The sequence below is a fragment of the Cutibacterium equinum genome, assembly GCF_028021195.1.
Taxonomy (GTDB): Bacteria; Actinomycetota; Actinomycetes; order Propionibacteriales; family Propionibacteriaceae; genus Cutibacterium; species Cutibacterium equinum.
Genome location: NZ_CP115668.1, coordinates 1,525,138 through 1,550,731, shown reverse-complemented (window position 1 = coordinate 1,550,731; position 25,594 = coordinate 1,525,138). Strand labels below are relative to the sequence as shown.

Here is a 25,594-nt window from a genome sequence, read left to right as displayed (position 1 = left end):
CGGGCCGGGGAGTGAGTCCCCGGCCCGCCCACCGTCGGAATCGTCTTGTTCGCGTACGCCGTCGCCAAATCGGTTGGCTTTGGCCCGCCCACCGTCGGAATCGTCAGGGCTTCTGGTTGTGTATGGGAGAAGGGGTCGGGCGCACGCTGCACCACAGGGCTCCCACCGCTGCTGCGCACGCCGCGACGCCAACCATGTGCCAGATGACCAGCCACGGATTGAGATGAGCGAAATATTGCGAGTATCCGATGACGGCTTGGTAGATCTCGACGGCCACGAGAACCATGCTCCAGCGGCGCATCATGGCCAGGTGTCGAGTAGTGGCGATTACCAGGCACGCGAGAGTTAGGGCGACGGTGATCCACACGGAGATGCCATGCAGCCGTGCCACGGTCTCGATGTCGAACCCGGTGCGTGCCGAGCCGGAGTCTCCGGCATTGGGACCCGATCCAGTGACCACTGTTCCCAGCCACATCACCACGCACATCATCGCGACGGTGGCACGCACCAATCCCATCGTCAGTCCGTCGGCAGCATCGCTTGTATGGGGTCCGGCCAACCAGATCGCCTTGACATCGACGAGGATGATCGCCACTGATAACAAGAGGTGCACGGCTACGACGAACGGGTTGAGCCCGAGCCGTACCGAGACCCCACCGACGACGGCCTGCACAGCAATGGACACCGCGTTGATCCATGCCAAGGCCATGAGTTGGGCCGTGACGTGGATTCGGTAGCAGCGGACGAGTAGGCCGATCGCCACCGCGACGAGGACGAAGGTCAGCAGGCGGTTGCCGAACTCGACGTAGGAGTGAATCCCCATCTCCCCATGCGGGGTGAAGGTCCCGGCGGTACAACGCGGCCAGGTGTCACACCCCAGCCCTGAACCGGTCAGGCGCACCACTGCACCGGTGACGATGATCCCCATGTTGGTGATGAGGGCGGCGATGCACCATCCGTACAAACGGCGATCGTGGGAGGTCATGAGATCCACCTGAACACCTTTCGTGCCAGCAATCCGAGCAGAATCGCCCAGATGAACAAACTTGCCAATGGCCACCAGAGGGTCTGTCCGGCCCCCCAAGCTCGCAAGGACTCCCCGAGCGCAGCCGTTGGCAGGATGGCGATGACGGGGCGAATGGCCTTCGGGTAATCGGCCAGTGGCCACAGGATGGCGCCGGCGACCACGCCGACGATGTAGACCAGATTGGCCACCCCGAGAGTGACCTCGGCCTTGAGACGACCAGCCATCGCCAAGGCCAGGAAACCGAAGGCCAGCATGGCGAGGATGACGCTCACGAGGGCTGGCACCCAGGCCACAGCTGACCCGTGGGGATGCCATCCCAGTGCCAAGGAGACGATGACGAGCAGTATCACCTGGGCCAGGCTGATGGCGCAGTAGGCCGTGGCCTTGCCGGCCAGCAGACCCGATCGTCCCAGGGGAGTGGCCGACAGACGTTCCAACACGGCATACCTGCGCTCAAACCCGGTCATGATGGCCTGGGACGTGAAGCAGGTTGAGTAGATGGCGAGGGCAAGGACCGATGGGGCCAGCAGATCCATCGTCAGTCCGACCCGCTCGCCGAGGAATCGTCCGGCGACGAGGATCCCGATGGGGATGACGAGAGCCAACAGCAACTGCTCGCCGTTGCGCATCACGAGACGAATCTCGGTGCGGGCATGATTGCGGATCCGCGCCGCAGGTGGTGCCGCCTGTGGGTTGGGGTGAAGATCGAGGGTCGTCACGTCAGTTCCTCCCTGCTGCACGGTCGCTGGTGTGTGCCAGGAAGACGTCTTCCAGACTTGCCTCGGCGGTGAGTTCCGGAACGGTTCCGTGGATGGCGACCTTTCCCTGATCGACGATCCAGATGTGGTCGGCCAGCCGCTGGGCTTCGTCCATGGCATGGGTGGTCAGAACGACGGAGACCCCGTCGTGGCGCATCTGCTCGATGATATCCCAGGTGTGGTGGCGCGCGTGGGGATCCATTCCCGACGTCGGTTCGTCGAGGAAGACCAGCTGGGGACGGCCTATCAGGGCGGCAGCGAGGTTGACGGCCTGCTGTTGACCACCGGACAGACGCCGATAGGTGGTGCGCGCGAAGGGTGTGATCGCCAAGGCGTCGATGAGGATATCCGGGTCAATCGGATTGGCGTGCAGACCTGCCATGTAGTGCAGCAGCTCACCGGCCCGGATACCGCTCCAGGCTCCCGCGCTTTGGGGCATGAGACCAGTGGCTGCGGCTGCCTCTGGACTTCCCGGGGCATGACCGAGGACGTCAATAGTCCCAGAGTCGGGAGAGATGAGTGAGGTACAGCAGCGCATCATCGTCGTCTTGCCCGCACCATTGGGGCCCAGTACAGCGGTGATGGCGCCGGTGGTTGCGGACAGACTCAGCCCGTCGAGGGCCGTGACACGACCAAAGGTGACCCTCACGTCCTCGAGAAGCAGGGCTTGCGTCGAGTCGCGGGGGTCACCATTAGCAGTCAAAGGGGTTCCTGGCACGACGGCCAGTGTAAGACCCTTCTACCGATCACGGCTGGCTGCCGGCCTTCGTGGAGGCGATGCCGAACTCGCCGTTGGCGTCGGTCGAGTCAATCCTCATGCCGTAGAAGGAGCGGTAGACGAAGAAACAGGCGATGAGGAAGAACACCGCAGCCAGGATGTAGGTGAGTGGTCCGGCGCCGATCGACACCGCCAGCTCGACGGCCAGCAGACCGAAGAGGGTGGTGAACTTGATGACCGGGTTGAGGGCCACCGAAGAGGTGTCCTTGAACGGGTCACCGACGGTGTCACCAACCACTGATGCGTCGTGCAACTCGGTGCCCTTGGCGTCCAGGTCGACCTCGACGATCTTCTTCGCGTTGTCCCAGGCGCCACCGGCGTTGGCCATGAAGATGGCTTGGTACAGGCCGAAGATGGCGATCGAGATGAGGTACCCGATGAAGAAGTACGGATCGACGAAGGCGAATCCCAGGGCCGCGAAGAACACACCCAGGAAGATGTTGAGCATGCCCTTCTGGGCGTACTCGGTGCAGATCTGGACGACCTTCTTGGAATCCTCGGTGGAAGCCTTCGTGGCGTTCTCGTCGAGCTGCATGTTGTTCTTGATGAACTCGACAGCTCGATAGGCGCCGGTCGTCACAGCCTGCATCGAGGCCCCGGAGAACCAGTAGATGATGGCGCCACCGGCGATCAGGCCGAGCAGGAACGGGGCGTGGGTCAAGCCGAGTTTGTTGACCTCAGCGGCATTCGACAGGCCATCGGTGAGCATCATGATGATCGAGAAAATCATCGTGGTGGCACCCACGACGGCAGTACCGATGAGAACCGGCTTGGCCGTTGCCTTGAATGTGTTGCCAGCGCCGTCCTGGGCCTCCAGGATGTGCTTGGCGACGTCCCACCTGGGTGCAAACCCGTACTGTTTCTCGATCTCGTCGGAGACGTTCGGGATCTCCTCGATAGTCGACAGCTCGTAGACACTCTGGGCGTTGTCAGTGACAGGACCGTAGGAGTCGACGGCGATCGTTACCGCGCCCATGCCGAGGAACCCGAAGGCCACCAGGCCGAAGGCGAAGACAGCCCACTTGACCTCGCTCATGGCGCCCATGTCGCCCAGGCCGGAACCGGTGCCGGAGACGAGGAAGGAGACACCCATGAGGGCAACGATGATGATGCCCAGCCAGAATCCGGAGAAGTTACCGGCAACCAGACCGGACAGGATGTCCAGAGAAGCACCACCTTCGCGAGCACTGGTGACGACCTCGCGGACGTGACGGGAGTTCGTCGAGGTGAATGCCTTGACCAGTTCCGGGATGAGGGCGCCGGCCAGGGTGCCGCAGGAGATGATGATGGACAGTTTCCACCACATCGTCCCGTCACCCATCGACCCGAGCATCCACCAGGTGGTGAGGACGGTCAGCAGGATCGACATGACCGAGGTGATCCAGACCAGGGAGCTCAGTGGCTTCTCGAAGTCCATCTCGGTGACCTTGCCGTAACGGGCCTTGGCGACCGCGTTGTTGATGAGGTACGAGACGAAGGATGCGATCAACATGACGACGCGGACCACGAAGATCCACACCAGCAGTTGAACCTGCTCGGTCTGGTCAGGCACAGCTCCCAGCACGAAGGTGATGAGGGCGACGCCGGTGACGCCATAGGTCTCGAATCCGTCGGCGGAGGGGCCCACCGAGTCCCCAGCGTTGTCGCCGGTGCAGTCAGCGATGACGCCGGGGTTGCGGGCATCGTCCTCCTTGATGTGGAAGGCGATCTTCATGAGGTCGGCGCCGACGTCAGCGATCTTGGTGAAGATACCGCCGGCGATGCGTAGGCAGGCCGCACCGAGGGATTCACCAATGGCGAATCCGATGAAGCAGGGGCCGGCGAGATCGCCGGGCAGCACCAGCATGATGAACAGCATGAGGGTCAGCTCGACGCTGATAAGGACCATGCCGATACTCATGCCCGAACGCATCGGGATGTCGAAGGTCTCCCAGGGGGAGCCACGCAGCGAGGCGTGGGCGGTACGGGAGTTGGCGAAGGTGTTGACACGAATGCCGTACCAGGCGACGCCGAAGGATCCCGCCATACCGATGAGGCTGAACAGCAGGATGATGAGCACTTTGGCGCCCATGTGCTCCAGGAACAGGAAGTACACGACGATGACCGCCGCGATGAAGGCCCACAGCAGCATGAGGAATTTGGCCTGCTGCTTGAGGTAGGTCTTACAGGTTTCGTAGATGAGCTCGGAAACCTCGTGCATCGCCTCGTGGACGGGCAATTTTTGCAACTTGGAGTACGTCACCAGACCGAACACCAAGCCGAAGAGGCAGATCACCAGTCCGATCCACAGCAGTGTGGTTCCGGAGACGTTTCCGACGTGCTCATTGAGAGGGGGCAGTTTGAGATTGGCCTCACCGCCACCTCCTCCCCTCGGTTCCCCGCCGCCTGAATCACATCCGGCTAGGGCGAGGGCGGTGAGAAGCACGGTCAGTGTCCCGCCAAGTACGCGTTTCATGGGGCAGATCCCCTTGTCCATCGTGTTCACGATCCTGTCTCTTCCCTGAGAACTCTCGTGCACCTGCGTCAGTGCAGGCGTTACCTTCAAGCGTATGACTTGTTGGTGGCATTGTCAGGAGCCGGGCTCAGGATGTGCAGAATGTCACCTTGTCAGACTGGTATCGCTCATGGGGACGGCGCGGCCCAGCGTGCCCCGGGATGGGGCAGCGTGCCAGGAGTATTGCCACAAGGAGGACGCGCGGTCTGGCATGCCCGGGTGAAGGTGGGAACCGGGTTCTCAGGCTGCTGACGTGGTCCGGACCGGGCCAGTGGTAGCGCGTATGACCAATTCCGGACGGACCAGCCGCTCTCCGATGCAGGCGGCATCACCGCGCACCAGACCGATGAGGGACTGCACCGCCATCGTCGAGATGAGTCCAACGTCCTGATGCAGACTCGTGAGCGGGGGATCGGTGTACCGCATCAGGGCTGAGTCATCGCTACCGATGACGGAGATGTCGCGGGGGACCGACAGGCCCTGTGCACGGACGGCCCGGATTGCTCCCAAGGCCATGAGGTCGGAGCCACAGATGATGGCGCTGACCCCGTGGTCGAGCAGGTCAACCGCGGCTCGAGCCCCTCCGTCAACGGAGAACACGGTGTTGCTGACGGCGACTCTGCCATGCCCGGCCAGACGACGATCCATGGCTGCTCGCAGGCTTTGTTCCTTGCGCTGCACGGTGACGTATCGACGCGGGCCCACCGCAAGGCCGATGTGTGTGTGCCCCAAATCGACGAGGTGGGCGACTGCCTGGTCCATGGCTGACGTGTCGTCGTCGCTGATCTGCGGGGTTGCCACACTAGGGGCGTACCCGTTGACGAGCACGAGGGGCAGCCCGATGTCGACCAGTTCCTGGTAGGTCGACATGTCCGCCGTGGTGTCGGCGTGAGATCCGCAAATGACGATGATCCCGGACACCTGACGCGACCTCAGCACCCGGATGTAGTCGTCCTCGCGCATGCCTCCGGGAGCCTGAGTGCACACTGCGGTGGCATAGCCCTCCTTGGACAGCAAGGTCTCGATGGCCTGGGCATGACTGGCGAAGACCGGGTTGGTGAGTTCGGGGACGATGAGCCCGACGAGACCGGTGGTAACGGGCTTGAGGTGGGTGGGGCGCTGATACCCCAGGACGTCGAGGGCGGTGAGCACACACTGCCGGGTGGAGTCCGAGACCCCGGCCTTGTCATTGAGCACCCGGGAGACGGTGGCCTGGCTGACACCTGCCTGGTCGGCGATCTCGGCAAGGGTTGGTCGGTTCATCTTTCCTCCTCCGGGCAGTGTGTCACGTCACTTCACTGCGCCACCGGTCAGGCCGGAGACGATGTACTTCTGCAGCCAGAGGAACAGCACCATCGGGGGAAGGGCGGCAAGGACGGCGCCGGCCGCGAAGACTCCCCAGTTCGAGCTGGTCTCGGTGGAGACGTACTGGTAAAGACCAATGGCCAGGGTCGAGGTGTGCGGGTCAGCACCAAGGACGACCGAGGCCACCACATACTCGGTGAATGAGGCGATGAAGCTCAGCAGACCAACGACCGCCAGAATCGGGGCCACCAGCGGCAAGATGAGAGTGAAGAAGATACGGGCGTGTCCGGCGCCGTCGACTCTGGCAGCCTCATCGAGGGACTGTGGCACGGTATTGAAGAATCCGTACATGAGGTACGTGTTCGCTCCCAGAGCTCCGCCCAGGTACACCATGATGAGGGCCAACCGCGATCCGATACCCAGGACAGGGTAGACGTCACCGAGCCAGGTGAGCAGGAGGAAAATGGCCACGACCGTCAGCAGCTGGGGGAACATCTGCACCAGCATGAGTGCCAACAGACCGCCACGACGTCCCTTGAAGCGCATTCGGGAAAAGCTGTAGGCGGCCAGGGCTCCCAGGAAGACCGTGGCGATCGCCGTGATCGCCGCGATGATGATGGTGTTGAGATACCACTGGCCGTACGGGCGCACGGGATCGCTCACGAGTTTGGTGTAGTTCGAGAAGTCAATCTTCGAGAACAGTTGGTTGGACCCGGTCAGGGTGCCGCTGGGCGACAGGGATGCCGACAGGACGTAGACCAGCGGGAAGGCCGCGAAGACGACAGCGATGATGCCGAGTAGATGACGCCACCACTGTGATTTGAGGCGCTTGGAGAACGGGGTAGGGCGGTTGGCTTCCTTGACGGCAGCAGACGGTGTTGCGGTGTTCATCAGTTGACCTCCTCAAGGGCCTTGGTCTGGCGGAACCCGAGCCAGGAGATCACGCCGACAATGATGAAGATGATGACGGAGAAGGCGCTGGCCAGACCGTAATCACGTCCGGCACCGGAGAAGGCGACCTTGTAGACCATCGAGATGAGGATGTCAGTAGCGCCGACATCGAGACTCGTGTCGGTGAAGCGTGGGCCACCGAGGGTCAGCATGTAGATGAGGACGAAGTTGTTGAAGTTGAAGGCGAAGGAGCTGATGAGTAGTGGTGCCAGCGGCACCATGAGCAGTGGCAGCTTGATCTTCGTGAAGGTCCGCCAGGTGCTCGCGCCGTCGATGCGAGAAGCTTCCAGGATGTCGTCCGGGATGGACTGGAGAGCGCCCGTCGACACGATGAACATGTAGGGGAAGCCGAGCCACAGGTTGACGATGAGGACGGCTGCCTTGGCGATCCAGGGATCTGTCAACCAGGGAATGGATGCTCCACCCAACAACACCTGGTTGATGAACCCGAACTCCTGGTTGAACATCCCCGACCACACCAAGGCCGACAAGAACCCTGGGAAGGCGTAGGGCAAGAGCATGAGGATCCGGTAAATCTTCTGGCCCTTCATGGACGTGTCGTTGAACAACAGGGCCAGGGCCAGGCCGAGGGCAAAGGTGGTGAACACCGACAGCACGGCAAAGGCGAAGGTCCACGCTGTCACTCGTAGGAACGGCCCGCGCACGTCGTGGTCGGTCAGGGCCCTCTTGAAGTTCTCGAACCCGACGGTGACCTTCCAACCGGGTTCCAACGCCTTGCCAGACTTCGAGACGAAGTTGCCATGGCCGTTGTCCTTGTAGACGGTGCCCTTCTTGTCGGTCATCGTCCCGGTGGTTTTGTCGTAGGTCATCGTCGAGGTGAACTCGAAAGCTTGAGAACCGGTGGTGGTGCGAATGAACCGTGCGGACGAGCCCTTCGAAACGGGTACCTGCAGTTTGGAAATGTCGTCACTGCGCTGGGAGACCTCAGAGAAGGAGAGGATGCGGTAACCAGGGGCTGTCTTGATGTTGCCCAAGGAGTTGAGCTCAGCCCCCTCGACAGGTTCTAGGGCTTGGGCGGAGGTGCCAGCCTGCACCTTGTTGGTCTTGGGGTCGATGACGATGAGGGCAAGTGTGCCGTTCTTGTCTGCAACGGCGGAGCTGTACGCCGGGGCATTTGGGACGCGCTCTTGGTTGTTGCGTTGGATGGCTGCGACAGCATCGTCGCGACTGCCGTTGTGGCCGTCGCCGTAGTTCGTGAAGCCCACGTAGATCGTGTAGGCCATCACGCCCACCGAGAAGATGAGCATGAAGATGAGGCCCGGAGCCAGGTACTTGGCCGGCAACAATCGGTTGGGCGGCAGGTAGATGAGGGTGATGATGACGGCGATGGCACCGATGCCGATGGCCATGACCGTGGATTGGTGGGCGATGGCGGTCAGGACGCCGTAGACGGCGATCGCGTCGAGGACGCCCAGAAGTGCAATCTTGATGATCCAGGCCCACAGCGACCCGGAGTACTTGCCGCTGGCTGCGGCGACACGCTTTTCCCGTGCCTCGTGGTCGATGCTTGACGATGGCGACATGATGTGGGGTTCTCCGGTTCAGCAGGTCATGTGAGAAAACGCAGTTATATGCGTTGGGGAGGTGGGGCGCACGACATAGTGCGCCCCGTCCACGGAAGCGACAATCAGCCCTTCTTGATCTTGTCGTTGATGGACTGTACGGCCTTGTCCCAGGTGGCCTTGGGATTAGAGGCCTTGCCGCTGATGATCTGGGCCTCGGCCACGCCCCAGTCGGCCCACACCGAGCCCATGGCGGGGATGTTCGGCATCGGGACGGACTTTTCGCCGACGGCGCCGAATGCGGCGACGTCCTTGTCAGACTTGGCAGTCTCAAAGGCCTTCTTGTTCGCGGGAGCACGGTTGCCGACCTTGAATAGCTCGGTCTGGACGTTCTCGTTGCCGAGGTATTCGACGAGGAACTTCTGGGTGGCGATCGGGTTCTTGGTCTTGGCGCTCATCCAGAATCCCTGGACGCCGACGAACGGCGTTGCGGGCTGGCCGCCGGCCGATGGAATCTCACTGATCTCGTAGCTGATGCCAGCCTTCTTGAAGGCGTCGAGGCTCCATGGGCCGGTGAGGATGAAAGCGGCTTCGCCCTTGCTGAACAGGTCCTTGGAGATGTCCTGGGAGATATTGAGGTTGAGGTTCTTGGCCTTGCCCTGGGCGGCCATCCAGGCGGCGAACTTCTCGCCGTTGGCCCCGCCCATGGCAACCTTGCTGGAGTTGAAGCCGTTGTCCTTGAGTTCAAAGACTGGGGCGTCGAAGGATGCCTGGAATGGGTACAGGTGGTACGGATCGGACTGCTTGGGATCAAGGCCAACAAGGAAGGGGTGCTTCGCGCCGGACTTCTTGCCCATCTCGATCATCTCGTCGAAGGTCTTCGGGGCCTCCTTGACGAGCTTGGTGTTACGAACCAGAGCAATGTTCTCGGTGGCGTATGGGACGCCGTAGATCTTGCCCTCGACGGTGAAGGCTTGAATGGCGACATCTTGGTAGGCAGAGGTGTCACCCAGTTCCAGCGGGGCGACGACGCCGTTGTGGACCATGCGTCCGGTGGCGTCGTGGGCGGTGATGGCGGCGTCGGGTCCCTTGCCGGTGGGGACCTGGGTGATGAAGTCGTCAGGGATCTTGGCGAAGTCCTTGACGGCGAGCTTGACGGTAACGCCGGTGTCCTTCTTGAACTGTTCGGCGACCTTGCGTAGGACGGGCTCACGGTTGGAATCGGTCCACACGAGAATCGAGCCAGCGGCTTCGGCTGGCGAGGATGCGGCACCGGAGGCTGAAGAGGTCGATGACGAGGGGGAATCCTCGCCGCCACATGCGGACAGGATGCCGACGGCAGCCGCACCGATGCTTCCTGCGAGTACTGAGCGACGGGTGATGTCTGACATGGGGGTCACACCTTTCGAGGCTGCTCGACGCTCGTCGTCGAGCGGGAAACTTGCGATGGGAGGCGGGGCTTTGCTGTCCTCTTGCAAGCAATGGTGAGTCTTGCAAAGACTTTCATCGGAGTCAAGAGGGGCTTGAGGATGTCTTGGCTGAGACGGTCAATGGGCGCTACAAGGTCCTCGACTGTCGCACGCGGAGGTGGAGGTCACCTGAAGTCACGATCACGACCTAGCTGTACTGGCCGGAGACGTTGATTGGGCTTTGCTGAATCAGCAAGAACAGTTGCCAGGACCTTGATGGGTGCGCGGTGATGGGTACCTGTCTACGAGAGATGCAGGTCATGCGTATTGGTGTCGGAGAACTTGTCCAAGCTGCTGTGGTCGGGGTGGGGGCAACCCTGGTAATGGACGCAGTAGCAGAGGTGCTTCGCCGTACGCGTGGCACCAGGTCATTGGACTACGCCCTGGTTGGTCGGTGGCTCGGGCACATGCCTGAAGGTGTCTTCCAGCACGACCCGATCATGGCGGCCGAGCCCGTCCCGTACGAGAAGGCTCTGGGTTGGGCGGCTCATTACGCCATCGGGACTGGCTTCGCCCTAGCGCTGGCTGTCGCCGATCCTGACTGGCTGAAACGACCGCGTTTCGTTCCCGCGGTGGCATGGGGGCTCGGCGCCGCGGCGGCGCCCTGTCTGCTCATGCAGCCCTGTTTCGGGATGGGCGTGGCCGCTTCACTGGCCAATCCATGCAGGATCGCAGTTCACGAAATGTATTATAACAATGGGTCCGGAAAGATGGTCTATGCAGGCCTGGTTAGAGGTTACTCGTGGTGGAAGCCGGGGACACAAAAACGATGCACCCACTACGCCACGCAATTGAGTGGAGTTCGCGCATGGAAAAGCTCAGTCGGATGGTAAAGAGAAGCTCGGCATGGTGGGGTGCTATCGTCGTGATCGTAGGGATGGCTACGGCGTGCACCTCGACCCCGAAGCCCGACGACCCGGCCTCATCACCGGTCGCGACCACATCATCAGCGGCACTGGCTATGTGCCGAGACCGGGGTCAGCTTGACCGCGCTCAAGAACTGACCACATCCAATGTTGCCCACATCAAGGGACACAAAGCCTGGGTGTGCTGGGTAACACCGTCAGGTCAAGCGGAGGAAGTCGTGCCACAAGGCCCTTACAGTGACGCCGATATGCGTGAGATCCGCAAGTCCGGAATCCTGGGCGACACACCCGTTCCCACTGACGCGGACTGCCACGTCGCGCCAGGCAAGGTGTACATACTGACTGACGATGGACAGGTGTGGTGGCATCGGATCGTGGAGTGCGGGGAGAACCTGAGCTGACAGGCCTTGGTGTGGTGTCGGTCGATGACCGCGACCGTGGCGCTGGCACGGCCTGGGACCTGGCACAGACGGGCCTTCAACTGCTGTCTGGCTGGGCCACGGTTCCAGCTGGTCACCTCCACGACCTGATCCCAGATCCGGCCCTTGTCCTTCTTCGAAGCGGCCTGGTAGGCCCGGGCATACTTCTTGGTGCTCACACCCCATCGTGGCCGACACTCACTTCACGGGGAAAAGTGTTTGAGGCATGGCCCCTGGCTACCCGGGGACTTTATGCGAGTCTCGTCGCGGTCTTGGTTGGTGTGTTCAAGTGCTACAATATAAACGGGACGCAGCGAGGCTTCTCATTGATACACGCGAATATAACAACTATTTCGGTTGCCTTGCGAACGATAGGACAGGTGGCGGCCATGAAAAAGAATTCATCGTTGGCCTTGGCGCTAGGTGGAGTTCTCTGCTGTGGTGCTCTTCAGGCGGGGGTATCCCAAGCTTTGCCAGAAAAGGAGGAGCTGGCTCCTGTCATCTGTGAGAGTCCTCGGTCTGAGAATGGGGATGCTTCCTGGGATGGTTCGTCTTCCAGGGAAGTCAATAACGCTGGTGATGAATTGGCGAGTATTTTTAGTGAGCATCGCGATGTGTGGGGCGGGGTCGAGTTTTGTCGTGACTATTCCGGTTTGAGGGTCTACATCAAGGATTCTTCGACTATTTCATTGGCTGATCCGGTTAAACGAAAGTACCCCACTGTTCCTATTTATTTTGTTGAGGTTCCGTTCTCGTCATTGGATCTGGAAGCAGCTCAAGATGAGGTTATGCGGAAGGATTCGTCGCCAAACATGTCCACTGCGTCTGATCCTGAAAGGGGAAGGGTTCTGGTCGAGACAAGCGCGGCGACAGGTGGTCTGAAACAGGTGAGTATTCCATCTGATTCGGCGGCTGGCTCACATGTCGTCGTCCCTGTGGTCTATGTGGGAAACAATATCGTGAATGAAAATGTGACCCGCTGAGCGGTGTTCGTGCGTGGAAGGGGTCGGTGAACTGGTCAGAAGGGTGGCCTTGATGTGAGCCTTGGCGGTTTGGGGTCGTCGGCTTGTCAGGGTGTGGCGGTCAGCGGGGCGAGACGATGACGGCGAGGTCATGCAGTTTGACACCATCACTCAGGCTGACGTCGACTCGATGAAGAAAGACCCCATCATGGCTGACGTCCCCGTCCCGACGGTGTCCAGCTGTGACGTCCCTCACGGTGCCGTGTACCTATTCCTCGAGGATGGCAGTATCCTTCAGCATCGGTTGGTCGTGTGTTCCTATCACGACGAGCAGTGATCTGCTCGTCAGTCGTGCTCGTGTCCCAGTCCCGCGTCAACGGAGCTGGGCCGCGTGTGGTGTCGGACTCAATCGTGCCGTCCCCGGTCGGTCGCGCCGGACGTTCGTCGCGGAGCTGGTGCCTACGTAGGGTCGCCTAACTTGCATCAGGGTTGCTTTAAGCAACAATGGAGTTGTGAAAAATTCGACCGACATCGATGTGGCCGCCACAGGTCGCGACGTCGTCGGCGAGCACAAGCAGGGGAGCGTGGATAACTCCACGAGAGATCGTGTGATGTCGTCCATCCTGCACAATGGCCCGTCGACGGCCAGCGAGCTGGGCGATCGTCTTGGACTGACAGCGGCGGCAGTCCGCCGTCATCTCAGTTCCCTCGTCGACGAGGGACTTGTTGACTCCCGTGAGAAGAGGGTTTTCGGGGCCCGCGGCAGGGGTCGTCCCTCCCGTGTCTTCTTCCTCACCGACCACGGGCGGGCCGATTACTACACCGCATACGACGACCTGGCGATCTCGGCCCTTCGGCAACTCGCCGACGCCGCAGGACCGTCGGCCCTCGACGCGGTGGCCAAGGCTCGAGTCGACGACATTGAGTCGCGCTACCGCACCCTGCGGGAGGAGCGTCCCGACGAAGTCCCGGCCCAGTTGCTGGCCGAGGCCCTGTCAGCAGACGGATATGTGGCCACCATCCAGCCAGCGGGTGCCGGGCAGCAGATCTGCCAACACAATTGCCCGGTCGCCGAGGTGGCCAAGGTCTTCCCACAGTTGTGCGAGGTCGAGACCCAGCTGTTCTCCGAACTCCTCGGGTCGCACGTCCAGCGGTTGGCGACGATCGCCCACGGTGACGGGGTGTGCACCACCCACGTTCCCGTTGACGTCGAGATCACCCGCCGAGCACTTTCCGAGCCATCCAAGCGTCCATCCATCCGAAAGGATCATTCATGACCCAGGTTGACACCCCCACAACCCTCCCGGGCACCGGGGCCAGCCAGGACGAACACCTGGCTGCCCTTAGCGGCTACAAATACGGCTGGCACGATTCGGACGCCTACGCAGCAGCCTCCCAGCGCGGGTTGTCCGAGGATGTCGTGCGCGGTATCTCGGCCATGAAGCATGAGCCGCAGTGGATGCTCGACATGCGTCTCAAAGCCCTCAAACTCTTCGAACGTAAGCCGATGCCGACCTGGGGTGTCGACATCAGCACGATCGACTTCGACCAGATCAAGTACTTCGTGCGTGCCCAGGAACGTCAGGCCCAGTCCTGGGAGGACCTGCCGGCCGACATCAAGAACACCTACGACCGCCTTGGCATCCCAGAGGCCGAGAAGGATCGTCTGGTCGCCGGCGTGGCCGCCCAGTACGAGTCCGAGGTCGTCTACCACAAGATCAACGAGGAGCTCGGCAAGCAGGGAGTCATCTTCCTCGACACCGACACCGCCCTCAAGGAGGAGCCGGAGCTCTTCCGCGAGCACTTCGCCAGCGCAGTCCCGCTCGGTGACAACAAGTTCTCCGCGCTGAACTCGGCGGTGTGGTCCGGTGGTTCCTTCATCTACGTCCCCAAGGGCGTCCACTGCACCATCCCGCTGCAGGCCTACTTCCGCATGAACACCGAAAACCTCGGCCAGTTCGAGCGGACCCTGATCATCGTCGACGAGGGTGCCTACGTGCACTACGTCGAGGGCTGCACCGCCCCGATCTACAAGTCGGACTCCCTACATGCCGCCGTCGTCGAGATCATCGTCAAGAAGAACGCTCGTTGCCGTTACACGACCATCCAGAACTGGTCGAACAACGTGTACAACCTCGTCACCCAGCGTGCCTACGTCGAGGAGGGCGGCACGATGGAGTGGATCGACGGCAACATCGGTTCCAAGGCCAACATGAAGTACCCGGCCTGCTACCTCATGGGTCCACATGCCAAGGGCGAGGCTCTCTCGGTGGCTTTCGCGGCCGAGGGTCAGCATCAGGACACTGGCGCCAAGATGGTCCACAACGCCCCGTACACCTCCTCGACGATCGTCTCCAAGTCGATCTCCCAGGGTGGCGGACGCTCTGCCTACCGCGGCCTCGTCGCCGTCGGCAAGGATGCTCACCACTCCTCCTCGGCAGTGCGCTGCGACGCCCTGCTGGTCGACGACATCTCCCGCTCGGATACCTACCCCTACAACGACATCCGTACCGACGAGGTGTCCATGGCCCACGAGGCCACCGTCTCCAAGGTCAGCGAGGACCAGCTGTTCTACCTCATGCAGCGTGGTCTCACCGAGGAAGAGGCCATGGCCATGATCGTGCGCGGATTCATCGAGCCGATCGCCAAGGAGCTGCCGATGGAGTACGCCCTGGAGCTCAACCGGCTCATCGAGCTGCAGATGGAGGGTGCGGTCGGCTGATCCGACCCTGCCCCGACGAACCACACTTTTCCAGAAAGAGAGACACCGCGTTGAGCGCACCAGCCGCTGCGCCCCACAAGGGCCACAACGTCACCATCGAGAATGACGTCGAATCCCATCTGCATCCCACCCCGTCGTGGGTCGTCGACGATCACCCCATGCCCACCGGACGTGAGGAGATCTGGCGATTCACCCCGATCAAGACCTTCACCCCGATCCTCTCCGAGCTTGCCGGCGAGTCGAGCCAGGAGGCCAGCGCCATCGACGTCGATGTCAAGGGGACTGACGGCATCACCGTCACCGACCTGGCCACCAGCGACCTGAAGGGCCTGGCCGAGACCCCGCAGGATCGTCTGTCGGCCCTCGCCGCAGCCGACCCGCAGGCCGTCAACCGCCGTCTGGTCATCCCGGCCGAGGCCGAACTCGCGGCCCCGGCCGAGATCACCATCACTGGTCACACCGACACGATCTCCTGCCACCAGAACGTGGTCGTCGAGATCGGCAATCATGCTCAGGCCACCGTCATCGTGCGTCACCGTGGCGTGGCTCACCTCGGTGAGAATTGGACCTTCCGTATCGGCGACGGCGCCCAGGTGACCGTCGTCTTCGTCCAGGAGTGGGACGACACCGCCATCCACGGCGCCCAGATCTCCTTCGAGATCGGTCGTGACGCCACCGTCCGCACCGCTCAGGCCAGCTTCGGTGGCAAGGCCGTGCGCATTTCCCAGACGGCCTCCTATAACGGCCCGGGCGGCAACCTGACCCAGCTCGGCGCATACTTCGCCGACGCCGGACAGCACATCGAGCACCGCCTGTTCGTCGACCACAATGCCCCCAGCACCGAGTCCCACGTGGACTTCCGCGGCTGCCTGCAGGGCAAGGACGCGCACTCGGTGTGGATCGGTGACGTCCTCATCCGCCCGGTGGCCAAGGACATCGAGACCTACGAGTCCAACAAGAACCTCGTCCTCACCGAGGGCTGCCGTGCCGACGCCGTGCCGAACCTGGAGATCCAGACCGGCGACATCCGTGGCGCCGGACACTCCGCCTCCACCGGACGTTTCGACGCCGAGCAGCTGTTCTACCTGCAGTCGCGTGGTGTCGAGGAGGCCGAGGCCCGTCGCCTCGTAGTGCACGGATTCTTCACTGACATCGTCCGCAAGATCGGCGTGCCCGAGATCTCCGAGGAGCTCGTCGCCCGGATCGAGGCTGAGCTCGTCGAAAGCCTGGGCGCCTCCACCCCGCTGGAGGAGGACTGATGTCCGTCGTCACCAGTCTCTCGGCCCTCGAGGAGGACTCCCCGCAGGAGTTCGATGTCGACGGCACCGAGATCGTCCTGGTCCGCACCGAGGGTGAGGTCCACGCCATCGGAGCCATCTGCACCCACGCTCAGGTGCCGATGGTGGACGGTGACGTCGAGGACTGCGGCCTCGAGTGCTACATGCACGGGTCCGTCTTCGACCTGCGCACCGGCGAACCCCGCAGCCTTCCGGCCACCGAGCCGCTTCCCGTCTATCCCGTAACCATCGACGGCGACGACGTCCTTGTCGACGTCGCCAATCCCATCACCAAGGAGTCCTGAATCACCATGGCAACCCTGCAGATCAATGACCTTCACGTCGACGTCGAGACCGAGGCCGGTCCCAAGCAGATCCTCAAGGGAGTCGACCTGACCATCAACTCCGGAGAGGTCCACGCCATCATGGGCCCCAACGGTTCCGGTAAGTCGACCCTGGCTTACACCCTCGCCGGTCACCCCAAGTACACCGTCACCGGTGGTTCCGTCACTCTCGATGGCGAGGACCTGTTGGCCATGACCGTCGACGAACGTGCCCGCGCCGGTCTGTTCCTGTCGATGCAGTACCCCGTCGAGGTGCCCGGCGTCTCCGTCGCCAACTTCCTGCGCACCGCCCGCACCGCCATCGACGGCCAGGCCCCGAAGCTGCGCACCTGGGTCAAGGAGGTCAACGAGGCCTTGACCCGTCAGGAACTCGACCTCGACTTCGCCGAGCGTTCCGTCAACGAGGGATTCTCCGGCGGCGAGAAGAAGCGCTCCGAAATGGCCCAGCTCGAGCTGCTCCACCCGAAGTTCGCCATCCTCGACGAGACCGACTCCGGCCTGGACATTGACGCCCTCAAGGTCGTCGCCAACACCGTCAACCGGTACATGACCGACCCGGAGCACGGACTCATGCTCATCACCCACTACACCCGCATCCTGCGTTACGTGAAGCCCACCCAGGTGCACGTCTACGTCGATGGCCGGGTGGCCGCCACCGGTGGTCCCGAGCTGGGCGAGGAGCTCGAGGCCGAGGGCTACGAGAAGTACGTGTCTGCCGCGAAGGCCAACGCCTGATCATGAGCTACGACGTCGAGAAGATCAGGAAGGATTTCCCCATCCTGTCCACCAGGGTGGGGGAGTACCCGCTGACGTACCTCGACTCGGCCAACACGTCCCAGAAACCGCAGGTCGTCATCGACGCCCTGACTGAGCACTACGCCCGTCACAACGCCAACGTTGCCAGGGCCATGCACCAGCTCGGGTTGGAGTCCACCCAGGCATATGAGGGCGGGCGCGATCGCATCGCGCGGTTCATCGGGGCGTCTCGTCGCGAGGAAGTGGTGGCCCTGTCGAATGCCTCCGAGGCCCTCAACCTGTGTGCCTACACCTTGGGTGAGCGTCTTGGACCCGGCGACGAGGTCGTCATCTCGGTCATGGAGCACCACTCCAACCTCGTGCCTTGGCAGCTGGTCTGCCAGCGCACCGGGGCCACGTTGCGGTGGTACGACATCACCGACGACGGTCGTCTCGACCTGGACAAGGCCGAGGCGGAGGGACTCATCAACGAGCACACCAAGGTCGTGTCCCTGACACTGGCCTCCAATGTGCTGGGCACGATCAACCCGATCGAGAAGATCGCTGACCAGGCCCATGCTGTGGGGGCTGTCATGGTGGTTGACGCATCCCAGGCCGTCCCGCAGATGCCTGTCGACGTGTCTGCCCTGGGAGCTGATCTGGTGGCCTTCACCGGTCACAAGATGTGCGGCCCGACCGGGATCGGCATCCTGTGGGGACGCTATGACCTCCTTGCCGAGCTGCCCCCCTTCCTGGGCGGCGGCGAGATGATCGAGATCGTGCACATGGAGGGATCGACCTATGCCGAGCCCCCGCACCGCTTCGAGGCCGGCACTCCGCCGATCGCTCAGCTCGCCGCTCTTGGAGTGGCCGCCGATTACCTGGATGGCATCGGTATGGAGGACATCGCCGAGCACGAGCACGAGCTCGCCGCCCGGATGCTGGATGGCCTGCAGTCGCTCAAGGGGGTGCGCATCCTCGGACCGATCGACGCCACCGCCCGTACCGGCACGGTGTCCTTCACCGTTGCGGGAGTGCATCCGCACGATGCCATGAGCCTCATGGACGGTCGCGGGGTCGCGGTGCGTGGTGGACACCATTGCGCCAGGCCGTTGCACGAGAGGCTGGGAATACAGTCGTCCCTTCGTGCGTCGTCATACCTGTACTCCACTACCGACGAGGTCGATCGCCTCATCGAGTCCGTCGAGTACGCCCGGAACTTCTTCGCCGGAGGTGTGGCATGAACGTCGAGGAGATGTACCAACAGATCATCCTGGATCACTACCGGGAGAAACATCACAGCGGTCTGCGCGAGGACTACGACGCCGAGGTGACCCAGGTCAATCCGTCCTGTGGTGACGAGCTGCTGCTGCGAGTCCACCTGGACGGCGACGTCATCACCGACGTGTCCTATGACGCCGTGGGGTGCTCCATCTCCCAGGCGTCGACCTCGGTCATGACCGATCTCGTCATTGGCAAGACCATCGACGAGGCCCAGGAGCTCTACCACGGTTTCCGCGAGATGATGCGCTCTCGCGGCACCATCGAGCTCGACGAGGACACCTACGAGGACGCCATCGCCTTCGAGGGAGTTGCCAAGCTCATGGCGCGAGTCAAGTGCGCGATGCTCGGCTGGTCGGCTCTGGAGGACGGTTTGCTCAAGGTGACTGAGGACTCCCCGGCGAAGATTTCGGCCGATGCCGACACCGACACTGACAACCACGACACGAAGGAGGAGGGCTGATGAGCGAGGAGAACGCCGTGCCCGCCCAGGACGTGACGCTGACGGCCATGCCGACCGTCGATGACGTCATTGAGGCGATGAAGGATGTCATCGACCCCGAACTCATGGTCAATGTCGTTGACCTTGGCTTGGTTTACGGGGTCAATATCGACGACGAGGGCAATGTCACCATCGACATGACGCTGACCAGCCCCACCTGCCCGCTGACCGATCGTCTGGAGTACGACACCCAGACGGTGCTCGAGGGAATCGTCACGTCTGTGACGATCAACTGGGTGTGGCTGCCGCCGTGGGGTCTGGAGCGCATCACCGACGACGGCCGAGCACAGCTCCAGGCGATCGGCTTCAACGTCTGAGTCGTGTTGCGTGGGATGGACGCCGGGCCCGGGGTCAGGATTTCCTGAGCCCGGGCCTTCTGTTTGTCCGTCCGCTATACCTGTCCCGTCCCCACCACACCTGCGCCGCCACACCGTCCCCACCACACCTGCGCCAGTTGTGTCTCACCTGCGCCAGAAAATCTGGCGCAGGTGAGACACAACTGGCGCAGCTAGGAGAAAGGGGAGGAGGGGCCGGGATAATCCTCAGCCCCTCCCGGTCATGTCGTCAGATACTGGCCGCCACCTCGTAGGCGTCCCAGATCGCGTACATGATGTTGGCGGGCTTGCGGGCGTCACCGATGATGTTGAACGGCAACCCGGTCGCCTCGACAGCACCACGTAGGTCCTGCTCGGGCAGGTAGCCGATGGCGGTGACGATCGAATCGGCTGGCAGTTCCTGCTCGCGGCCGTCGACCTCGACCATCAGTCCCCTCGGCGTGGTGTGCAGGGCCTTGGCATCAGCCATCACCTCGACGCCACGGAAAGGAACCAGGCGACGCAGCATGTCCTCGTTGGCAGCGCACAACGGGGCATTTCGGGTGAGGATGTCGGGTTCGGCCTCGACGATGGTCACTTCGGCCTCGGCTTCCCGCATCGCCAGAGCCAGTTCGCAGCCCGTCAGGCCGCCGCCGATGATGACGATCTTCGTGCCCAGCGAGTCTCGGTTGAGCAGGGCGTCGGTGGCGTCGATGATCTTGGCGTCATCACCCAGATCGAGACGACGTGGCGTCGACCCGGTGGCCAGGATGATGTGATCGGCCCCGAAGGCGGAGATGAGGTCGGAAGTTGCCGGGGTGTTGAGACGGATCTCCACCCCCAGCTCGTCCAAGGTCGTGCGGTACCAGTCGAGCAGGGCCAGGTCGTCCTCCTTGAAGGAGGGCTGGCCACCAGCCAGGACGACACCTCCGATGTGATCGCTGGCCTCGACGATGACGGCCTCGTGGCCACGCTCGCTGAGGACTCGCGCCGCTTCCATGCCGGCCAGACCAGCACCGATGACGAGAACCCGCTTGGCGTGGTGGGGCAGCACCGGGCGCAGATGGGTGTCGGCCTCGCGTCCGGTCTCCGGGTTGACCGAGCAGTTGAGCACGGTGTACTTGCCGAGACGACCCAGGCATCCCTCTTGACACGAGATGCAGGGACGCACCCGTTCCGGATGGTCGGTCTGCAACTTGATGACGATGTCCGGGTCCGCCAGGGTCGGGCGAGCCAAGGACACCATGTCGACGATCCCGTCGGCGACCGCGTTGGCAGCAAGGTCAGGGTCATCCATCCGTCCTGCGACGATGAGCGGTATGTCCGGCAGCGCCTCCTTGAGATCGGAGGCGTACGGCAGGTACAGCCCCTTTGCCTGGTACATCGGCGGGTGGTTCCAGAACCAGGAGTCGTAGCAGCCCACATCGATGTCGAGTGCCTCGTAGCCATAGGAGTGCAGCAGGCGAGCGGCCTCGATGCCTTCGGGCATGTCACGGCCGACCTCCTCGAACTCCTCATCGGGAAGGCCACCAACGTTCCAGTCCTTCATCATCGATTTCGGCGAGAACCGGATCTGGACCGGGAAGTCATCTCCGACGGTCTCGTGGATGGCCTCGACGATCTCGCGGGGGAACCGCAGCCTGTTCTCCAGCGAACCGCCATACTCGTCGCTGCGATGGTTGAACTTCTCGATGGCGAACTGGTCAAGGAGGTAGCCCTCATGACATGCGTGCACCTGGATGCCGTCGAAACCGGCCTCATAGGCCACCTTCGCGGCGATCCGGAACTGGGTGACGATCTGATGGATCTCGTCCTTGGTGATCTCGCGGCAGGTGATCGCCGGATTCCACATGTAGGGGATTTCCGAGGGAGCTGCTGGCCTCTCACCAGGACGCAGGACCACGGGCATGATGACGCGTCCGAAACCAGCACCGACCTGAAGAACGATGCGGGAGTCATGGGCATGAACCCGCTCGGTCAGTTCTCGCGACGTTCGTAGGAAGCAGGCAGGAGACAGCGTCGGGTTGGGCAGGGTACCGCCCGGCAGATGCTCGACCGGGTTCGTCACCTGGCAGACGCCGGTGATGATGAGGCCGATACCGCCGGCAGCACGCCGCACGTAGTAGTCGATTCCACGTTGGTTCCACCCGCCTTCAGCAGTGGACATGCCCAGTGGGCCCATGGGACCCATGGCGTAGCGGTTCTTGACGTGGATGGAGCCGATCGTCGTCGGCTCGAACAGAATTCGATGGATCTCGCTCACAACAACCTCCCCCGGCCAGCGTCATCGGTGACGCGATATGGATGCCGTGTGCGTCCCCATTGTATTCGCTGAACGCGAACGGGGTGGGCGAATCCGGTGAAAATGCTGCGTCGGGGGGCTGTTGGTCAGGTTGGACGACCCGACGGATCAGCCCTCACCCCAGGTCATCGGTGGAGAAGGTGTCGCACTTGGCTGGGTCGCCGGTGTCGAAGCCGCGCTGGGCCCAGTGAACTCGCATTTCAGAGGAGCCGTGGGTCCACTTGTCGGGCTGCACTCCGCCACTGGACTGACGCTGGATGTGGTCGTCACCCACGGCTCGGGCCGCCTCGACGACCTTGGCGAGGTCGTCACGAGTGACATTGTCGATGACGTCATCCTTGTTCTTCGCGGTCCACTTGAGATAGGTGCCGGCGTAGCAGTCAGCCTGCAACTCCAGGCGCACTGACGCCGACTTGGGGCCAGTCTGGTTTCCCGACGCGTGCGCCTTGGCCAAGGTGCCCAGCAAATCCTGGGCGTGGTGACCGTACTCGTGGGCCATGATGTAGGCCTCGGCGGCAGTGGAGGACTGAGTGCCCAGCTGCTGCAACAGTGTGCCGAGGAAGTCCGTGTCCAGGTAGACCATCTTGTCCGGCGGGCAGTAGAACGGCCCGGTCTGAGCATCGGCGTACCCACACCCGGTGCGCGCCGACCCGCTGAACGGGGTCGTCTTGGCCTTGGTGTAGCCGTCGATCTGGGTGTCCCAGTACTGGTTGATGCTGGTGGCATAGGCTGCCCATCGGCAGTTGGGATCCCTCTTGACGTCAGCTCCGGTGCGGCAGTGCGAGACTGCGGCCGTGGAGTTGGCTGGGGCGGTTTGTGGCTCATCGCTGCCGCCGAGCAGATCGCCAGGGTTGACGCCCAGCAACACCGCGATGAGCAGGACGACGACCCCGGCCCCTCCTCCGATGGCGATACGTCCGCCACCACCACCGCCACGGGGCGAGCCAATGGAACCCGGATCAATACCTGCGTCGTCCTTGAAGTCCATGACAATCCTTTTCAGACGGCGAACCAGACGATGACCCCAGCGATGACCAGCACGGCCGGAATGATGATGGCCAACAGGTGCCACCACCGTTTCTCCAACCAGATCTGCGTCAGGACGCCAATGATGAGCCCAAGAACGCTCAGGGCGGCCACCGAGGACCAGTAGGTGACGGGTTCACCACGCTGGCACACACCTGCAGCCTGGTCGCACAACGACCACCACGCGAGGTATCCGAAAATCCCCAATCCGAGCACGGCGACGACAACGCCGGAGATGACGAGGATCACGTATCGGCGCCACGAGCGGGAGATGGCTTCCAGGTCGTCATCATCGTCTGGTGCTGCTCGGCGTGGCGTACTCATGCCTGACATTCTGTCAATATGTGACCCATGATGTCTCCTTTCACGTGGCTAGGCGGGTCCAACCGCATCCGGGAAAAACCTGGACAAGGGGTTGTCACCCTTCATCACGATCACGCCACGCGGATGGACGTCGCCACCCTCTACCGGTGTCTGTGGCTGCGCAGCGCAGTGTTCAACGGCGACCAACAGTGCACGGAACCCGACCTGGACGGACGCGAACTCGAACCCACCACTGTCCTGGTGTGGGCCGCAATCGATGGCCATCCAGTCGGAACCCTGCGCATCCTTGACGACGACGACCACATCACGATCGGCCGAGTCGTCGTCGACGCCGACCACCGCGGCCTCCACATCGGCCGACGCATGATGGGCCTGGCCCTTGATCTGGTGCGCGCTGACGGCAGACAGATCACCCTGCACGCTCAATCCCACCTGGAGAGCTGGTACGGCGATTGTGGTTTCGTCGTGACCGGCCCGCACTTCGACGAGGCGGGTATCGATCACGTCCCCATGACCTTGAGACGCTGATCCTTCCGGGCTCTTCATTTGGTCCTTGTCGTCACAGCGGGGGAAGATGGGCCGGTGCTGCAGGTCAAGGATGTGGAGGTGCGGGTCGGAGCCAGGCTCCTGCTCAATCCGGTGAGTTTTCAGGTGACGGCCGGGGACAAGATCGGCCTGGTGGGTCGAAACGGTGCCGGCAAGACCACCCTGACGCGCATCCTGGCCGGCGAGGGACTACCGGCCGCAGGTTCGGTGAAGCGAACCGGGGAACTCGGCTATCTACCTCAGGACCCCCGCGATCCTGACATGGAGACCATCGCTCGAGCACGAATCCTGTCGGCTCGTGGCCTAGACCACATGCTCGAGCGCATGCGTATCCTGGAAGATCAAATGGCCCACGGCTCCGACGAGGAACGGGCCGTCGCGATGGACAAGTACTCCAAGGCCGAGGACCGTCTCATCGCTGCAGGCGGTTATGGGGCCTCTGCCGAGGCCGCCCGGATCGCGTCGAACCTGGGTCTCGACGATCGTGTGCTGTCCCAGCCCCTCAAGAATCTTTCCGGTGGTCAACGTCGTCGAGTCGAGCTGGCGCGCATCCTGTTCTCCGGGGCCGACACCCTCCTGCTCGACGAGCCGACTAACCACCTGGACGCCGACTCCATCGTCTGGTTGCGCAGTTTCCTGCAGTCCTACTCGGGCGGGGTTCTCATGATCTCCCACGACACCGGGCTGGTGGAGGCCACCGTCAACAAGGTCTTTCACCTGGATGCCAACCGCGCCACCCTCGACATCTACTCCATGGGGTGGAAGCTCTACCTCGAACAGCGAGCTGCTGACGAGAAGCGTCGTCACAAGGAGCGGATCAACGCCGAGCGTAAGGCTGCTGCCCTGCAGGCCCAGGCTGACAAGCTCCATGCCAAGGCGACGAAGGCTGTTGCCGCCCAGCAGATGGCCCGACGCGCCGAGAAGCTGCTCTCCGGGGTCGAGGGGGAGAGGGCTGCCGACAAGGTGGCCGTCATCCGTTTCCCCGACCCGGCCCCGTGTGGCAAGACGCCACTGATGGCCCGCAACCTCACCAAGACCTACGGTTCCCTGGAAGTCTTCACCGGAGTGGACCTGGCCATCGACCGAGGATCCCAGGTCGTCGTCCTGGGACTCAACGGTGCTGGTAAGACCACCCTGCTACGGATTCTGGCAGGCAAGGAGACCCCCGACACCGGCGAGGTCATCGCCGGTCATGGTCTCAAGCTGGGGTATTTCGCCCAGGAGCATGACCTGCTGGACATGGATCGCACCGTGCTGGAGAACATGGCCAGCGCAGCAGCTGACCTCAACGAGACCGAGATGCGCAAGGTGCTGGGATCATTCCTGTTCACCGGTGACGACGTCCACAAGCCGGCCGGGGTGCTCTCCGGCGGTGAGAAGACCCGTCTGGCCCTGGCCACCCTCGTCGTCTCCTCGGCCAATGTGCTGCTGCTTGACGAGCCGACCAACAACCTCGACCCGGCCAGCCGGGAACAGGTCCTCGACGCCATCGGCAACTTCGGTGGAGCGATCGTTCTCGTCACTCACGACGAGGGAGCCGTCCACGCTCTCGACCCGGACCGGGTGCTCGTGCTGCCCGACGGCACCGAGGACATGTGGAGCGCTGACTACGCTGAGCTCATCAGTTTGGCTTGATATTGCCGTCGTGATGGTCGTGACATGCCGTAGC

At 62.6% G+C, this 25,594-nt stretch carries 25 protein-coding genes; 13 read left to right on the top strand and 12 right to left on the bottom strand.

Translation table 11 applies throughout. The features are described from left to right. Positions 1-103: 103 nt before the first annotated feature. The 8 genes from O6R08_RS07130 to O6R08_RS07095 all read right to left on the bottom strand — a co-directional run bounded on the left by O6R08_RS07130 (position 104) and on the right by O6R08_RS07095 (position 10,068). Entirely contained in the window at positions 104-985 is an 882-nt protein-coding gene (locus O6R08_RS07130; protein ID WP_271417514.1) for a COX15/CtaA family protein, read from the bottom strand. Further along, positions 982-1,746 carry an ABC transporter permease gene (locus O6R08_RS07125; RefSeq protein WP_271417513.1) on the bottom strand — a complete coding sequence of 255 codons (765 nt, stop codon included), beginning with the start codon at positions 1,744-1,746 and terminating at the stop codon, positions 982-984. Before O6R08_RS07125 ends, O6R08_RS07130 begins: the two co-directional genes overlap by 4 nt. Position 1,747: 1 nt before the next feature. Then, positions 1,748-2,503, bottom strand: a complete 756-nt coding sequence (locus O6R08_RS07120; protein ID WP_271417512.1) for an ABC transporter ATP-binding protein — start codon at positions 2,501-2,503, stop codon at positions 1,748-1,750. Positions 2,504-2,531: 28 nt separating this feature from the next. After that, positions 2,532-5,018, bottom strand: a complete 2,487-nt coding sequence (locus O6R08_RS07115) for a sodium-translocating pyrophosphatase (RefSeq protein ID WP_271417511.1) — start codon at positions 5,016-5,018, stop codon at positions 2,532-2,534. A gap of 279 nt (positions 5,019-5,297) precedes the next feature. Continuing rightward, positions 5,298-6,320 (bottom strand): LacI family DNA-binding transcriptional regulator, encoded by a 1,023-nt coding sequence (locus tag O6R08_RS07110; RefSeq protein ID WP_271417510.1) that lies wholly within the window; start codon positions 6,318-6,320, stop codon positions 5,298-5,300. 27 nt (positions 6,321-6,347) lie between these two features. Next, positions 6,348-7,253 carry a sugar ABC transporter permease gene (locus O6R08_RS07105; protein WP_271417509.1) on the bottom strand — a complete coding sequence of 302 codons (906 nt, stop codon included), beginning with the start codon at positions 7,251-7,253 and terminating at the stop codon, positions 6,348-6,350. After that, on the bottom strand, positions 7,253-8,857 hold the full coding sequence (locus O6R08_RS07100; protein ID WP_271417508.1) for an ABC transporter permease subunit: 1,605 nt from the start codon (positions 8,855-8,857) through the stop codon (positions 7,253-7,255). The genes O6R08_RS07105 and O6R08_RS07100 overlap by 1 nt, the downstream gene beginning before the upstream one ends. Positions 8,858-8,961: 104 nt before the next feature. Then, complete coding sequence (locus O6R08_RS07095; RefSeq protein WP_271417507.1) at positions 8,962-10,068, bottom strand: sugar ABC transporter substrate-binding protein; 1,107 nt, start codon at positions 10,066-10,068, stop codon at positions 8,962-8,964. Between the two features lie 488 nt (positions 10,069-10,556). Here O6R08_RS07095 and O6R08_RS07085 point away from each other — a divergent pair, with 488 nt between their 5' ends. Next, entirely contained in the window at positions 10,557-11,138 is a 582-nt protein-coding gene (locus O6R08_RS07085; RefSeq protein ID WP_271417506.1) for a DUF2938 family protein, read from the top strand. Positions 11,139-11,403: 265 nt separating this feature from the next. Here the strand turns inward: O6R08_RS07085 and O6R08_RS07080 are convergent, their stop codons facing one another. Further along, on the bottom strand, positions 11,404-11,769 hold the full coding sequence (locus O6R08_RS07080) for a hypothetical protein (protein ID WP_271417505.1): 366 nt from the start codon (positions 11,767-11,769) through the stop codon (positions 11,404-11,406). 210 nt (positions 11,770-11,979) lie between these two features. Between O6R08_RS07080 and O6R08_RS07075 the strand changes: the two genes are divergently transcribed. From O6R08_RS07075 to O6R08_RS07030, 10 genes are all read left to right on the top strand, one after another. Next, positions 11,980-12,573 carry a hypothetical protein gene (locus O6R08_RS07075; RefSeq protein WP_271417504.1) on the top strand — a complete coding sequence of 198 codons (594 nt, stop codon included), beginning with the start codon at positions 11,980-11,982 and terminating at the stop codon, positions 12,571-12,573. A 130-nt stretch (positions 12,574-12,703) separates the two neighbouring features. Then, positions 12,704-12,889 carry a hypothetical protein gene (locus O6R08_RS07070; protein ID WP_271417503.1) on the top strand — a complete coding sequence of 62 codons (186 nt, stop codon included), beginning with the start codon at positions 12,704-12,706 and terminating at the stop codon, positions 12,887-12,889. Positions 12,890-13,064: 175 nt separating this feature from the next. After that, the gene (locus O6R08_RS07065) at positions 13,065-13,829 is read left to right on the top strand and encodes a helix-turn-helix transcriptional regulator (RefSeq protein ID WP_271417502.1); all 765 of its coding nucleotides are present in this window, start codon (positions 13,065-13,067) and stop codon (positions 13,827-13,829) included. Beyond that, complete coding sequence (sufB, locus tag O6R08_RS07060) at positions 13,826-15,274, top strand: Fe-S cluster assembly protein SufB (protein WP_271417501.1); 1,449 nt, start codon at positions 13,826-13,828, stop codon at positions 15,272-15,274. The genes O6R08_RS07065 and sufB overlap by 4 nt, the downstream gene beginning before the upstream one ends. Positions 15,275-15,432: 158 nt before the next feature. After that, positions 15,433-16,533: a Fe-S cluster assembly protein SufD gene (gene sufD, locus O6R08_RS07055; protein WP_271419303.1), complete on the top strand. Its 1,101-nt coding sequence runs from the start codon at positions 15,433-15,435 to the stop codon at positions 16,531-16,533. Next, the gene (locus O6R08_RS07050) at positions 16,533-16,856 is read left to right on the top strand and encodes a non-heme iron oxygenase ferredoxin subunit (RefSeq protein ID WP_271417500.1); all 324 of its coding nucleotides are present in this window, start codon (positions 16,533-16,535) and stop codon (positions 16,854-16,856) included. The genes sufD and O6R08_RS07050 overlap by 1 nt, the downstream gene beginning before the upstream one ends. 6 nt (positions 16,857-16,862) lie before the next feature. Further along, positions 16,863-17,630 (top strand): Fe-S cluster assembly ATPase SufC, encoded by a 768-nt coding sequence (sufC, locus tag O6R08_RS07045; protein ID WP_271417499.1) that lies wholly within the window; start codon positions 16,863-16,865, stop codon positions 17,628-17,630. 2 nt (positions 17,631-17,632) lie between these two features. After that, a complete protein-coding gene (locus O6R08_RS07040) occupies positions 17,633-18,874 on the top strand; it encodes a cysteine desulfurase (protein WP_271417498.1) in 1,242 nt (413 codons plus the stop codon). Beyond that, a complete protein-coding gene (gene sufU, locus O6R08_RS07035) occupies positions 18,871-19,374 on the top strand; it encodes a Fe-S cluster assembly sulfur transfer protein SufU (protein ID WP_271417497.1) in 504 nt (167 codons plus the stop codon). The genes O6R08_RS07040 and sufU overlap by 4 nt, the downstream gene beginning before the upstream one ends. Continuing rightward, positions 19,374-19,730 (top strand): metal-sulfur cluster assembly factor, encoded by a 357-nt coding sequence (locus O6R08_RS07030; RefSeq protein WP_271417496.1) that lies wholly within the window; start codon positions 19,374-19,376, stop codon positions 19,728-19,730. Before sufU ends, O6R08_RS07030 begins: the two co-directional genes overlap by 1 nt. Positions 19,731-19,977: 247 nt before the next feature. Here O6R08_RS07030 and O6R08_RS07025 read toward each other — a convergent pair whose 3' ends face one another. From O6R08_RS07025 to O6R08_RS07015, 3 genes are all read right to left on the bottom strand, one after another. Continuing rightward, complete coding sequence (locus tag O6R08_RS07025) at positions 19,978-21,990, bottom strand: oxidoreductase (RefSeq protein ID WP_271417495.1); 2,013 nt, start codon at positions 21,988-21,990, stop codon at positions 19,978-19,980. Positions 21,991-22,144: 154 nt separating this feature from the next. Then, on the bottom strand, positions 22,145-23,017 hold the full coding sequence (gene ypfJ / locus O6R08_RS07020) for a KPN_02809 family neutral zinc metallopeptidase (RefSeq protein WP_271417494.1): 873 nt from the start codon (positions 23,015-23,017) through the stop codon (positions 22,145-22,147). Between the two features lie 11 nt (positions 23,018-23,028). Beyond that, positions 23,029-23,388, bottom strand: coding sequence for a hypothetical protein (locus O6R08_RS07015; protein WP_271417493.1), 360 nt, complete (start codon positions 23,386-23,388; stop codon positions 23,029-23,031). 18 nt (positions 23,389-23,406) lie between these two features. Between O6R08_RS07015 and O6R08_RS07010 the strand changes: the two genes are divergently transcribed. Both O6R08_RS07010 and O6R08_RS07005 read left to right on the top strand, forming a co-directional pair. Then, positions 23,407-23,907, top strand: coding sequence for a GNAT family N-acetyltransferase (locus tag O6R08_RS07010; RefSeq protein WP_271417492.1), 501 nt, complete (start codon positions 23,407-23,409; stop codon positions 23,905-23,907). Positions 23,908-23,961: 54 nt separating this feature from the next. After that, entirely contained in the window at positions 23,962-25,560 is a 1,599-nt protein-coding gene (locus tag O6R08_RS07005; protein ID WP_271417491.1) for an ABC-F family ATP-binding cassette domain-containing protein, read from the top strand. Positions 25,561-25,594: the final 34 nt, after the last annotated feature.